We start from the raw sequence: 13,460 nt of genomic DNA on the forward strand, positions 1-13,460 counted from the left end.
GGGGTGCCTTGGTGGGTGGTCAATGCTGGAGTGGGGGTGGGGAGTGTGCCCGGTCGAACAGCAGTAGCCAGGCGTTGCGGTGGGGCCAGTGGGTGGGCAGGCGCAGGGTGGTGCGGCGTGCTTGGCGGGTGAGTTGGGCGGCCACGGTGATCAGGGTGCGGCGCAGGGTGGTGGTGTGGGCGCGGGCGAAGCGTCCGGTGGCCAGGCAGCCGGTGGCGCGCAGGAGGTTGTGGGTGATGGTGGCCAGGATCAGCCAGGCGGCGTTGGCGATGAAGGCGTGTGACGGGAAGTGGGTCAGGGTGCTGGTGGCGAGTTGGCCCAGGACGTGTTCGATGCTGCCGGCTCGTTGGCGGTGGCAGGCCTCGGCTTGGGTCTTTTCGAGTGGGGAGTTGGTGAGGATGGCGTGGTAGCGGTAAGCGGGGAATAGTGGTTGTTGGTCGGTGTGCGGGGTGGTGATGGGCACGCGGCGCACGATCAGCCGGAGGGTGGCTGGTCCGGTGGGGTGCCGGGTGATGTTGGTGAGAACGGTCAGGCTGGTCTCGGCGATCTCGGCGTGGGTGATCAGCTGCCCGGTGTCCTGGTCGCGGATGGGGGTGGCGAAGGTGACCGGTTGCCAGTGTGGTTCGGGGATGTCGTGGATGGCGGCGGTGACGTTGCCGCTGTGGCGTGCGGTGATGGAAAACCATGCGCCGGCCGTGATCACCTCGGTGATGACCTCGCCGTTGAAGAACGCCGAGTCCATGCGTACCAGGATGGGGCCGGTCGCGCCGCAGGCTCGGGCGGTGGTCAGCGAGCGGCGCAGCAGGCTGGCGGCGTTGCGGGCGGAGTGGGCGTTGCCGCCGCGTAGCCGGCTGTCGAGGATCACCGGAGCGGCCAGCGGGGTGCCCAGCGTGATGAGTTGGTAGTCCAGGCCGAACAGGTTCTTGTGCCCGTACGCGGCACCTTGTTTCTTGCTGTGCACCTGCTGGGTTTTGGAATCCATGTCCACAAAGGCCAGCTGATCGACGCCGGGCAGCAGCGGGGTCTGGGCGGCCAGCCTGACCAGCACCCCGTGAGCCACGTGCTGCAACTGGGTCAGGTGACCGATGCCGAAATACCGCAGGAAGCTGCCCAGCGTGGACGGTGCCCTGATACCGTCGAACAGCAGCGGCAGCCCGCCATGGCGGATCACGTCCAGATCGTCGATCGAGTCCGCGCCACAGACCATGCCCGCCACGATCGACGCGATCTTCGCGCCGGCGTTGGCGCCGATCGAGCCACCCAGCCGGACATGCCTATCGGCCAGCTCAGACAGGCCCGCATCCTGCGCTAATCGCATCGCCGGCACCAGCCCGGCCTGCGACACCAACGTCGGATGGTCGAACCTCGCGTCAATCCCACCACGGGTATGCGATGCTTTCACTTAACAGGTGCCCTCTTCTGTGATGGCTTGTTCCCTAGACAAGAACAATCATCCCAGCTCAGAGGGCACCTGCCCGTCTACGACATACCCACCACCAACACATTCACCGGTGGATCAGGGTTAGAACACGGATAAACACTCACGAGGTGGGGCAGTCACATCAGCTTGTCGGGCGTGATGGGCAGGTCGCGGATTCGCTTGCCGGTGGCATTGAAGATGGCGTTCGCGATGGCGGCTCCGGTACCGGTGATGCTGAGCTCACCAATACCGCGTGCGCCCATGGGTGTGTGCGGGTCGGGGATGCCGGTCCAGATCACGTCGATCTCCGGCACGTCCATGTGCACAGGGAGGTGGTACTCGGCGAGGCTGGGATTCATGATGCGGCCCTTGCGCTCGTCGAAGTGGGTCTGCTCGGTCAGGGCGAGGCCCAGGCCCATGATGATGCCGCCGCGGAACTGACTGGTGGCGGTTTTGGGGTTGAGAACGCGCCCGCAGTCCATCGAGCCGAGGAACCGGCTGACCCGGGTCTCGCCGGTGACGCCGTTCACGCGAACCTCGCAGAACATCGCGCCGTAGGAGTGCATCGACCAGTTCATCATCTCCACCGGCGGCGGGGCGCTCGCCTCGACCGCGATCTCGTCGCGCCCGGCTCCGGCGAGGATGGACGTGTAGCTCTCGTGCCGCGCGGGCTCATCGAGTTTGGCGAGGCCACCGTCGAGCACGCCGACCTGTTCCGTTGTGAGACCGGCGAGCGGTGAATCGTGACCGACGAGCTTGAGCAGCTCGGCCACCAGCACGCGCTGAGCCGCGGCCACAGCGGCTCCGACCGTGACGGTCTGACTCGACCCGAGGGCTGCCACCAGGCCAGGCATCCTCGAATCAGCGAACCGGAACGACACCTGTTCCGGCTCAAGTCCCAGGCGCTCGGCGATGACCTGGCCCTGTGCGGTGGCGGTGCCCATGCCCGCGTCGTGCGCGGCGACGTCGACCGTGACGTTGCCGTCGCTGGTCAGTGTGATCCGTGCCGCGCCACCCGGCTGCCGAACGTACAGGTGCGTAGCGGCGGCGCAGCCCATGCCCACCAGCCACTCGCCGTCGCGCACCGTGCCGGGCGTCGGGTTGCGTTTCGCCCACCCGAACCGTTCGGCGCCAGCACGCCAGGCCTCGACGAGGTGCCGGGAGGAGAACGGTCTGCCAGTGATCGGATCGTTGTCGGGCTCGTTGCGGATGCGCAGCTCGATCGGGTCCATGCCCAGCGCGACCGCCACTTCGTCCACAGCGGACTCGATGGCGAAGCTGCCGACCGCCTCTCCCGGTGCGCGCATGGTGGTGTTGGTGACCATGTCCTGGTACGCCAGCTGAACGTCGATCTGGAAGCTGCCGGCGGCGTAGCTGCTCTGGGTCGGGAACGCGAACGCCTCGGGAGCCGCCTTGTCCCTGCCGGACACGGCGGTCCCGGTGTGGATGATCGCGTCGAAGCGGCCGTCGGCGCCTGCCCCGATGGCCACCCGCTGTTCGGTGCGAGCGCGACCGCCGACCAGCCGGTACACGCCTTCGCGGGAGAGCGCCAGCCGCACCGGGCGGTCGGCGAGCTTCGCCGCCGCCGCGGCCAGCACCTGATGGCTCCACAGACCTTTCCCGCCGAAGGCCCCGCCCACGTAGGGAGCGGTGACCCGGACCTGCTCTTCCTCGATACCGAAGATGTGGGCAAGTGACCAGGCCTGGTGCCCGACCAACTGCGACGCGTCGTGCATCACCAGTTCGTCGCTGTGCCATGCCACCGTGGTCGCGTGCGGCTCGATGGCGTTGTGGTTCTGGTACGGCGTGCGGTATGTGGCGTCCACCGACACGTGCGCCGCGGCCAGCGCGGCTTCCGCGTCGCCGATCTCGATGTGCACGTCGTGGCCGAACAAGTGAGCGGTCTCGGTGCCGTTGGCCTTCGCCTGCTCGAAGGACGTGGTGGCGGGCTCTGTTTCATAGGTGACTCGGATCATCGAGGCGGCGTGGTCGGCCTGCTCTCGCGTCTCTGCCAGCACCACCGCGACCGCCTGGCCGTTCCAGCGGACACGGTCGTCCTGCATGATCGGCAGGCTGTCGGCACCGGCTGCCTTCTCGCTGGTTCCGAACAGCGGCATCGGCCGCATCCGCGGTGCGTTGCGGTGGGTCATCACGAGCACCACGCCAGGCGCGGCCTCCGCCACGGTGGTGTCGAGCGTCGCGATGCGGCCCTTGGCGATCGTGCTGAACACGAGCGCGGCGTAGACCATGTCGTCGAGCGCGAACTCGGCCGCGAACGGCGCCGCGCCCCGCACCTTCGGCCCTCCGTCGACGCGTGACACCGAAGCGCCGATCCGCCCGCCGTTGTGCTGGATCAACGGGTCGGGCCCGTTTCCGGGCGCCCAGCTGTCCGGAGCCAGCTCCAGAGGGCTGTTCATGGCGGACTGCTTGGCGTCTTCCACGTTGCTCATGCGTCACTTCCTGCCAGCTCGCCGAGCACGGCGGTGATCGTGCGGATCGCGAGCTCGATTTTGAATCCGTTGTCGGGCAAGGGATTGGCGGCGGCGAGTTCGGCTTGCGCCGCGGCGCGGAAGGCCCGTGTGGTTGCCGGGCCGTCCCTCAACGCAGTCTCCGCTGCCCAGGCGCGCCACGGTTTGTGTGCGACACCGCCGAGCGCCAGCCGGACTTCCTTGACCCTGCCGTTGTCCACTTCGAGCGCGGCGGCGACCGATACCAGCGCGAAGGCGTAACTGGCCCGGTCGCGTACCTTCCGGTATGTCGAGCGCGCCGCCGCGGCCAGCGGTGGCAGTTCGACCGCCGTGATCAGTTCGCCGGGTTCGAGCACCGTCTCGATCTCGGGGTGGTCAGCGGGCAGCCGGTGCAGGTCTGTCAGCGGCACTGTGCGGGCGCCATCGGCTCCTTCGAGATGGACGGTCGCGCCGAGCGCGGCGAGCGCCACGCACATGTCCGACGGGTGGGTGGCGACGCACGAGGACGACGCGCCGAGGATCGCGTGCGTGCGGTTGAACCCGTCGATCGCGTCACAGCCCTGGCCCGGGGACCGCTTGTTGCAGCGTGACCCTTCGGTGTCGTAGAAGTAGGCACACCGCGTCCGCTGGAGGATGTTGCCGCCGACGGTCGCCATGTTGCGGATCTGCCCCGACGCGCCCGCCAGGACCGCGCGGGCCAGCACCGGGTAGCGGGTGCGCACGTCGCGATGCTCGGCCAGCGCCGTGTTCCGCACGGCCGCCCCGATCAGCAGGCCGCCGTTCCCGCGCGGCTCGATTGCCGAGGACAGCCCCGTCACATCGACCAGCGCGGCGGGCCGCTCGATCGTCTCCCGCAGAAGATCGACAAGATTCGTGCCGCCGCCGATGTACTTGACGTCACCCCGTCCGGCCAACCGGACGGCTTCCGCCGCGTCGCCGGCGCGGGTGTAGGTGAAGGGGATCATTTCCGTTCCCCCGCACAGGTCTCGGCGATCGCGGCGACGATGCCGTTGTGCGCGCCGCATCGGCACAGGTTGCCGCTCATCCGTTCGCGCAGTTCGTCATGGGTGAGCTCGACCTCGCCGACCGTCAGGTCCGGCGTGACGTGGCTCGGGACGCCGCGACGCGCCTCCGCGGCCATGCCCACCGCCGAACAGATCTGGCCGGGCGTGCAGTATCCGCACTGGAAGCCGTCGTGCTCGATGAACGCCCGCTGCAGCGGATGCAGCTCGTCATCACCCGCCAACCCCTCGATGGTGACGACGTTCCGACCCACGTACTGCACGGCCAACGCGAGGCAGGACACGATCCGCTCACCGTCGGCCAGGACCGTGCAGGCACCGCACGCGCCCTGGTCGCAGCCCTTCTTCGTGCCGTGGAGCTGGAGCGTTTCCCGGAGCAGGTCGAGCAACGAGACACGCGGATCGGCCGGCGGGCCGACCGCCGTTCCGTTGATCCGAATCGAGAAGTCCTTGGTGACCATGCCTCCACGATGCCCCGGCCGGATCGCACCGTGAATGGTCGGCAGTTCGTATTTTTTGCTTGATAGTTCGGCATGCTTTGCCGTCGATCGAAGGATCACCACAGGGGTGGGGCAGGACGACAGCGACCAGCTCAGGGGCGTTCGTCCGTCGACGGGGCCGGTTTGGGGCGGGGCTCCGGGGGTGCGGTGGGTTCTGTGGTGTCGTCGGTCGGTTGTCTTTGGGGGAGTGAGTGCGGAAGGTTCCGGAAGTAGAACTGGGTCAGGTCGTCCCAGAGGAGGCGTTCGGCCGACAGGGTGGTGGGGGTTTCGAGGCCGAGGTGCTTGATGAGCTCGAGGCGGTGCAGGTCGAAGACTGTGCGGACGTGGTCGGCGTAGGTCCGTCCTAATTGGACGGCGGCGCGGTGGCTGATGGAGGCGACGAGCCAGGCGGTGAGGCTGGCGGCGGCGAGCCACCAGGACTGGGTGGTGGCGATGATGGTGATGGGCGCGACGATGCCGAAGGCTGTGCAGAGCGTCCGGAGGAGCAGGAGGCTTGCCATCGCGGTCCGGGTTTCCACCAGCTCGTCGACGGTTGGGGTAGGCAGGATGTGGCGTAGCCGGGGCCAGATGATCACGGCGTCGATGCCGTAGCGCTCGTGGGGGTAGATCTCCGCGGTGCGCAGCACGTTGCCCAGCCGCGTGGGCAGGAAAGCGTCTGGGCGCGTGCTGGGCGGATAGGATCGTGCGAGGGTGAGTTGGAGGTCGTTGGCGTCCTGGTGACGGCCCTCGGCGCGGGCCTGCGCTTCGGCGTCCGCCATCGCGCGCCAACGTCTCCGGTGGCGGGCGATCATTCTGGTACGCAGGCGGCTGAGCCGGCGGGGCCAGTAACCCTCGTAGAACCGGGTCAGCGCCGGGTGGAAGCTCGACAGGATGTGCGCTGTGGTCGCCAGGACCAGCAGGACCCCGGCGAGCATCAGGGCCTGGGTCACGCCCGGCAGCCTGGCGAAACTCGTGAACACCGGTCCCGCTCGTCCTGTCGCGGCGAGGTACAGCACAGCCGCGGCGATGAAGACCAGGAGTACGGGGTAGAACGTCCCGACGACAAATCGTCGGCTGAAGGTGCTCTGCAGCCGTGCGATCCCGGCGTCGATCATGCCGGCCGCCTGCGGACCATGAGGTCACCGTGGCTGCACCGCGGCCGGTTCTCCGGATCGTAGTAGGGGATACTCATGCTTTCCTGGTGTGTGGCGCACTCGAACACCAGCTGGCTGACCGGGGAACCGGCCAAGCCACCGATGTGGCCGCTGCGAACGACTTCCCCGGCGACGATGGTCTCGACTCGTTCGGCGGTCAGGTAACCGATCGGGACGCCCCGCCCTGTCACCACCGCTCCGTCGAGGTCTGCCGGCGAGTCCGCGGCGCGAACCACTGACGCGATGTCGTCGAGCGGCGTTTCGACGTCGACGACGGGCACGGGCCAGCCTGTGACGGATGCCGCGGTCGCGCCCGCGGGCGCCGACCGCAGGCGATCGACGTCGACAACGCCCGAGATCCCGCCCTCGGACGTGAGTACGCCGAATCTCCTGCCCTGGCTGGTCATCCGCTCCAGGACCGCTTCCGCGTCGTCCGCGAGGCCGAAAATCGTGACCGGCTCGATGAAGGCGCCGATCGGGTCCGTGTCCATTGTGGTGCTCTCTTCACTTGTCGTTGAGCCGGTGAACGCCGCGACACGTCGGCCGAGGCCGGGACTGTGCAGGACCGTCACGATGCGGAAGTCGACCACGGGTGACCTGGCGGGGAGCGGGCTGGCGCACAGGATCGTCAGCTCGGCGAGTCGTTCCGGTACGGCTGGCGTGGTCGGGTTGACGTCCCAGACAAGCGTGCCGTCCGGGGCGAGCCACCCGGACGTGTACGCGGGAAGGTGACCGCCGCCCGGTACGAGTTCGCGTTCGACCACCCCGCTGGGCATGACCCGGACGGCGGGTGTGACGCCGCTCGGTTCCGTGACCAGCTCGGGGAAGAGGCCCACGGGACGGCATTCGCCGCCCAGCCGGATTTCGGCCCGCAACCAGAGGCATTCCACGTGGGCAGGCGCGCGTAACGCGATCCCGGCCGTCACGAGCCACCGGCCCTGGTCGTCCGCCGGCTTGAACGTGCTGTCGAGCAACGCGCATGACAAGCCGCTCCAGAACTCCTGTTCTTCGGCGAGCGAACCCGCGGTCTCCTCCGCGGAACGCAGGAAGGGCACGGGCGTCGCGGGGACAATGACAGTCATATCGGCCGCCTTACAGGCGTTCCCAACACCACAAACGGCGCCCACACAGCGGGATGGTCCCAGCCCGGTTCGTTGAGCACGGCACGTTGCGCGGCATTGACAGCGGCCCACACGTCACCGGTCCCATGACTGTAGAACGCGTCATTGAACGCCGCCGCAACGTCATCGCGTACTGGCCACCATGACGCGACGACGGCCTGCGCGCCCGCGGCGAGCAATGCCGCGGCCAGCCCGTCACCTTCCCCGCCGGGGGGCGGTCAACTGCGCCGCCGTGCTGCAGCCACTGAGGTTGACCGCCGTGGCGCTCGCCGTCGCCAGCGCGATCTCGAACGCGAACACGGGCCGGTCGGCGAGCAACAGCCGCGCCAACAAGGGCGCCTGCGGTTCGAACGCCGCGTGCGACGTGACATGCAGCAAGCTGGACTCGGCGAGTCCAGTGAGGAACGCGGCCGCGGTCGCGTCCTCGCCCCGCAGGATATCGGTGGTTCCCAGCCGGGCCGCGACGCGCTCGACCTCGTTCGCGGCGGCGGTCAGTCGCGGAAGGACCTCGTAGCACGGCTCGTCGACAGCCATGACACGACTGCCGCCACGCTGCGGACGCGCCGCCGCGGGCTCCAGAAAATCGACGGATGGCAGGTAGACGACCTCCGTTCGCGTCACCAACGGAACGCCATCCACCATGACAGCGTGCAGCGGGAACGACTGGAAAAGCTGGGGTAGAACAACATACAGGCGACCAGCGTCCACAATGTACTCACGTACCGGGTCGAGGAGGGCGCGCCCGAGGCGTTCCAGTGCATGCGGCGACTGCAATGCGAGGCGTTCGAGCGCTGTGCTCTGCGCGAGCAACGCGGCTTCGATCTCGTGCAACCTGATGCGATGGCTGCTCACGCCGTCCGCTCGCACGGCGATGGCCCAGATTGTTCCCGCCGCGGCCACGTACTCGATGACGGTCTCGCCCGGCCGAAGCCCCTGCTGCAGCCGCCGAACAGCCGACGTCATGTCGACAGCAGAGGCTTGTTCCCGGTTGCCGGCCAGGAGATCAGCGTGGTCGACCAGGTCGCCCGCCCGGTGCGAGAGCTGTCGGGCCGCGTCCAGATCACGCATGATCGTCGCGTTCGTGGCCGCTCGGGCCAGGTCCTTGGTGGCTGCCGCGATCTCACTGTCCAATGCGGACGGCCCTGGCCGTAACCGGCCCGGCATGACGCTTTTCTCGTGGAAAAGCACACCCAGGGCGACATCAGCCCGGCCCTGCGTGAGCGCCACATGGAGGGCCTGGTCGAACACCGGCTGCAGCTGGGCACGGTCACTGGACCGGAACCTGCGGGTCAGGTGCCTGCGGACCGTGTCGCCCGCGGTCTCGACAGCGACCGTCAGGTCCTCCAACGCGGAATCGAGTTCGTTGCGCCGCAGCCGGATGCGTGCCCGCATCGAATAGGGCAGCACATGGTTGAACGTGGGCGCGTGACCGCGGACTTCGGCGACCCAGGTGTCCACCAGCCCGGCCGCCGCGGTGACGTCACCGGATTCGAACAGGCAGATCGCCTTCTCCGAGACGACCACGTCCGGCACGACGTCACCCGCGACATCCAGGTGAAGCAGGCCTTCCTCGTACAGCCCGGCCGACCGCGCGATCACCGCACGGTGGTAGGCCAACGCGGCGAGCCCCGCCTCGTCAGCTGCTTGTGAGAGAAGCACCTCCGCCTTGTCGTAGGCGATCAAGGCGTCGTAGGGGGCGCCGGCGTCACGCATGACCGTGCCGAGGTCAATCAGGCAACGGCCCCGCAGCCGGGCCACTGGGGGACCAGCGAAGCACTGCACGGCCTCGATGGCGATCGCGAGGAGCTCTTCCGGATGGGCGCGCAGCCGCAGCTGCTCCACCCGGACGGACAAAGCGGCGCCGAGCAGCGCCGTCTTTCCGTAGGGGCGCAGAAGCTTGATCGACTCGGCCACCGCCGCGGCGAGTGTCTCCCGGTCTGTGGCGTCGGCCTGCAGTAGCCGGGGAAGAAGGGCGATCGGGACAGGCAGGACCGGCACGGCCGCGCCGCCGTACCCACTGACAGCGCCGTCCTTCATCTTGACGAGGGCCAGTCTGCCGTCGATTCCGGCCCGCCGCACCTCGTCTTCGAAGAACTGCTGCTCCTCGGCGATCACCGCGGTGAGCGGATCAGTCATCGCGATCCCCTCCCGCGGCGAGGATCGTCCGTGCCCTGACCGCGATGTCGGTCGTCGGATCCATCCGCACGATCCGGGACAACAGGCTCAGCCCTTCGGCGCGCTCACCGAGTCGCATCAGCGCCAACGCCTTGAACCAGAAGGTTTCCGCTTCCGGCCGCAGGCGCACCGCGTACTCGGCCGCGCTGAGCGCGCCGCGGTTGTCGCCAAGCGCCAGTCTCGCTCCGGCCAGGTCCGCCCAGAAATAGTGCTGGCTGTGATCGAAGTGCACGGCCAGTTCGAACGCCTCGACTGTGGCGTGCAGAAGGCCCGGATCGTCCAGGCCGACGGAGACGAGCCCGTCCGCCGACCCGGCCTCCGGCACGAGTCCCGCGTCGATCGGCATCCTGCCCAGCAGCCACCACCCCGGGGCGAACTCCGGTGCCCACGCCAGCAGTTGTTGCAGCTTCGCCTTGGCTGTCGTGGTGTCCTGGGCACCGACCGCCGAGATGACCTCCTCGTGCAGTGCTTCCAGGTCCTCGGGCTTCGGTGGCGGTCCCCGCCAGCCACGGTGCACGTCGACAATGCCCGCGTAGAGGCCGTTCTTGTCGGCTTGGGCGAGCAGATCGACTCCCAGTTCGACCGTGCTCGGGTCCGCGCTGGTGGAACGGGCCACGAGGATCAGGCGATGCAGACCTTTCGCCAGCGAAGGCGGATCGTCGCGGTGAATTCTCGACAACAGGGACATCGCGTAGCCGAGGCGCCCGGCGTGCTCGTAGGCCTCGACCAACAGGGGCGCCGCGTAGGGATGAGGACGTGGCAGCACCCTCGCGGCCACGAGGTCTTGACGTGCGCCGTCGACGTCCCCGGCCGCCAAACGCAGCCGCGCCCGCCGACCGTGCAGATCCGACAGGTACAGCGAGAGATCCAAGGCCCGGCCGGGCTCCTTCCGCACCGCCCCCGCCGCACCGGACTCCAGAAGCCGCCGAATCGCCTGCAGCCGCGCGATCTCGGCATTGAGAACCACGGTCGCGGCACCCGTGTCACCGTTCTCAAGCGCCGCATCCAACTGGGCGAACGTCTCGTCCGGCGTGACCACCGCGTCAGCCAACGACTCCGCTTCGACGTCGTACAGCAGGAAAACCACGTCAGACAGCGTCCCCACCGACCAACCTTCCCCTGTGCCTGCCCAGTAACGCCTGTATCGATCCCCTAGGTGACAAAGTATCTGTGGCGGGCTCTGGGCACCACCGCGACACGGATGTGCCCGCACGACTCCGCCAGGGAAGGAGACGGACGAAGGTCCGGCACAGCAGTCGTAACGCCACACCTCACGATCATGCCGACGGTGCCGACGGCAGTTCTGTCCACTCAGGATGGTCGACACTGCAAAATGCCTGCGGGTCAAAGGGATCGCAGGTTCAAGTCCTGTTGTCCCGGCGGTCGAGAGGGTCCGCACAGGTCGGCGCCTGTGCGGACCCTTTTCTCGATCTTGAAAAGATGGCCGGTGGCTGTCCGGATGTCATCCGTGCTGGTCAGACGGCAGGGTTGTGCGCACCCGCTTACGGCCTGGCGTCCACCAGGTGAGGTCGCCGAGCATCGCCATTGTGGCGGGGACGAGCAGGCAGCGGACGACGGTCGCGTCCACGGCGATCGCGACCGCCAGGCCGACACCGAACATCTTGATCGTCGGGTCGTTGTTGGGCAGGAACGCGAGGAAGACCCCGACCATGATCGCCGCCGCCGCGGTGATCACGCGGCCGGTGCCGAGCAGGCCTTCGCGGACCGATCGCAGGTTGTCCCCGGTCATGTTCCAGCGGCGCTGGACGTCGCTGAGCAGGAACACCTCGTAGTCCATCGACAGGCCGAACAGCAGGGCGAAGAGCATGAGCGGCACGAAGCTCGGAATGGGTACCGGACCGGAGAGCCCGATCCACGTCACGCCCCAGCCCCAGGTGAACACGGCGGTCAGGACGCCGTAGGCCGCTCCGACGGAGATGAAGTCCATCACGGCCGCCTTGAGGGCGAGCAGCGGTGCCCGGAAGGCCAGCAGCAGGACCGCGACCGACAGCAGCAGCACGACCGCGATGACGAGCGGCAGCTTGTCGGTGACCCGGTCGGCGAGGTCTACCCGGGCGGCGGTGTTGCCGCCGACGTGCACGGTCATGCCCGGCACGGACTGGCTCCGCAGGCGATGGACGAGGTCCGCCGTCGCCGGGTCACCGCCCGAGGTCGATGCGACCACGTGGACCGTGACGACCCGCCTGTCGTCGGACGGCGTCGGTGGCCCGACGTCGGCGACCCCTGGCTGGGTGCGCACCATCGCCACGAGTTGGGACATGCGGGGATCTTGGGCATCGGTGACCGGCGTGGGCAGCCGGCCGAGCACGGTCACCGGTGTGCCCGCGCCGGGACCGAATGCCGCTGAGATGGCGTCGTTCGCTTGGCGGACGGCGGTGGACGACGGCGAGGACCCGGCGTCCAGCTGGCCGAGTCGCAGGTCGGTCGCCGGTGCCGCGAGCAGGGCCAGCAGCACGATCGCGAAACCACCGGCCAGCCAGGGCCGTCGAGTCACCCGGTCGGCCTGGCGTGCCCAGAAACCACCGGAGCCGGCGCGGCGAGCCAGCCGGTTGTACAGCATCCCGCCGCGGGCGAGCCGTCGTCCGGCGAGCGAGGTCAGTGCGGGGAGCAGGGTGAGCGCGGCGAGAACGGCGAACAGGACCGCGATCCCACAGGTCCAGGCAAGCGTTTGCAGCAGCGGCACCTCGGTCAGGCTCAGTCCCGCGAGCGCGACCGCGACCGTCACACCGGCGACGACCACGGCCGTGCCGGAGTCGGCGACCGCGCGTTCGATGGCCGCTGGCACCGCGAGGCCCGACCGCGTCAGCGTGCGGAACCGGTTGAGCAGGAACAGGGAGTAGTCGATGCCGACGCCGAGGCCGACCATGAGAGCCAGGGTCGACGCCTGGGCCGGCATCGAGGTCAGGTTCCCGGCCAGCCCCACGATCTCCAGCGTCGCGAGCACCGAGAGCGCCGCGGTCAGCAGCGCCAGTGCCGCACCGGCGAGGCTGCCGAGCGCGAGGAAGAGCACGAGGGCGGCCAGGATCAGGCCGAAGTACTCGTTGCCTGTGCTGCCCGAGCCGTCGATGACCTGGGCGAATGCCCCGCCGGGAAGGACCCGCAGGCCGGCGTCGGCGGCGGGCCGGGCGGCGTCGGTCACCTTGTGCGCCATGGCCTTGGTGAGCTCCGCACGGCGGACGTCCAAGCCCACCGTGAACCAGCCGGTGCGTCCGTCCGCGGACAGCGACCGGTCCCGCGGCGAGGGTGGTTTCACCGTCGTCACGTGCTCGGCTGCCTGTAGGGAGGCCGCCGTCGCCGCCAGCACGCCGGAGCGGGCCCCGTCGTCCAGCCGCCCGTCCGGGGCCACCAGGATCACGGTCCCGCCGGTGAGCGGCGTCGCCGATGACGCCGTCAGATCCCGCACGAGTTGGGCGTCGGTACCCGGCAGGCTCACGTCGTTGTCCGTTGGTGTGCCGATCATTCGCGCACCCGTCACGAGCGCCAGCACCAGCAGCACCCACGCGACGATCACGACGAACCGGTGCCGGACGCACACCCGGCCCACCACCGCGACGGCCCGGGCGGCCTGGCCGTCATGTACCGCAGCACGCAATCGATCCT

Annotated in this window: 10 protein-coding genes; all 10 read right to left on the reverse strand. The window is 68.9% G+C overall.

Translation table 11 applies throughout. The features are described 5' to 3' along the window. Positions 1 to 19: 19 nt before the first annotated feature. The 10 genes from GC106_RS35145 to GC106_RS35190 all read right to left on the reverse strand — a co-directional run bounded on the left by GC106_RS35145 (position 20) and on the right by GC106_RS35190 (position 13,452). A complete protein-coding gene (locus GC106_RS35145) occupies positions 20 to 1,402 on the reverse strand; it encodes an IS1380 family transposase (RefSeq protein ID WP_312872492.1) in 1,383 nt (460 codons plus the stop codon). Positions 1,403 to 1,557: 155 nt separating this feature from the next. After that, complete coding sequence (locus GC106_RS35150) at positions 1,558 to 3,870, reverse strand: xanthine dehydrogenase family protein molybdopterin-binding subunit (RefSeq protein ID WP_173139518.1); 2,313 nt, start codon at positions 3,868 to 3,870, stop codon at positions 1,558 to 1,560. Next, the gene (locus GC106_RS35155; RefSeq protein ID WP_173139520.1) at positions 3,867 to 4,853 is read right to left on the reverse strand and encodes an FAD binding domain-containing protein; all 987 of its coding nucleotides are present in this window, start codon (positions 4,851 to 4,853) and stop codon (positions 3,867 to 3,869) included. Before GC106_RS35155 ends, GC106_RS35150 begins: the two co-directional genes overlap by 4 nt. Continuing rightward, entirely contained in the window at positions 4,850 to 5,371 is a 522-nt protein-coding gene (locus tag GC106_RS35160) for a 2Fe-2S iron-sulfur cluster-binding protein (protein WP_173139522.1), read from the reverse strand. Before GC106_RS35160 ends, GC106_RS35155 begins: the two co-directional genes overlap by 4 nt. Positions 5,372 to 5,502: 131 nt before the next feature. Continuing rightward, entirely contained in the window at positions 5,503 to 6,504 is a 1,002-nt protein-coding gene (locus GC106_RS35165; protein WP_173139524.1) for a hypothetical protein, read from the reverse strand. Further along, positions 6,501 to 7,625 (reverse strand): CBS domain-containing protein, encoded by a 1,125-nt coding sequence (locus tag GC106_RS35170; protein ID WP_173139526.1) that lies wholly within the window; start codon positions 7,623 to 7,625, stop codon positions 6,501 to 6,503. Before GC106_RS35170 ends, GC106_RS35165 begins: the two co-directional genes overlap by 4 nt. Beyond that, positions 7,622 to 7,855, reverse strand: a complete 234-nt coding sequence (locus GC106_RS49795; RefSeq protein WP_376777801.1) for a CHAT domain-containing protein — start codon at positions 7,853 to 7,855, stop codon at positions 7,622 to 7,624. The genes GC106_RS35170 and GC106_RS49795 overlap by 4 nt, the downstream gene beginning before the upstream one ends. A 4-nt stretch (positions 7,856 to 7,859) precedes the next feature. Then, positions 7,860 to 9,800, reverse strand: coding sequence for a CHAT domain-containing protein (locus tag GC106_RS49020; RefSeq protein ID WP_173139530.1), 1,941 nt, complete (start codon positions 9,798 to 9,800; stop codon positions 7,860 to 7,862). After that, the gene (locus GC106_RS35185) at positions 9,793 to 10,944 is read right to left on the reverse strand and encodes a tetratricopeptide repeat protein (protein ID WP_173139532.1); all 1,152 of its coding nucleotides are present in this window, start codon (positions 10,942 to 10,944) and stop codon (positions 9,793 to 9,795) included. Before GC106_RS35185 ends, GC106_RS49020 begins: the two co-directional genes overlap by 8 nt. Positions 10,945 to 11,301: 357 nt before the next feature. Beyond that, positions 11,302 to 13,452, reverse strand: a complete 2,151-nt coding sequence (locus tag GC106_RS35190) for an MMPL family transporter (RefSeq protein ID WP_173139534.1) — start codon at positions 13,450 to 13,452, stop codon at positions 11,302 to 11,304. Between the last annotated feature and the right edge of the window lie 8 nt (positions 13,453 to 13,460).

This window comes from Kibdelosporangium persicum, assembly GCF_013280595.1.
Classification (GTDB): Bacteria; Actinomycetota; Actinomycetes; order Mycobacteriales; family Pseudonocardiaceae; genus Kibdelosporangium; species Kibdelosporangium persicum.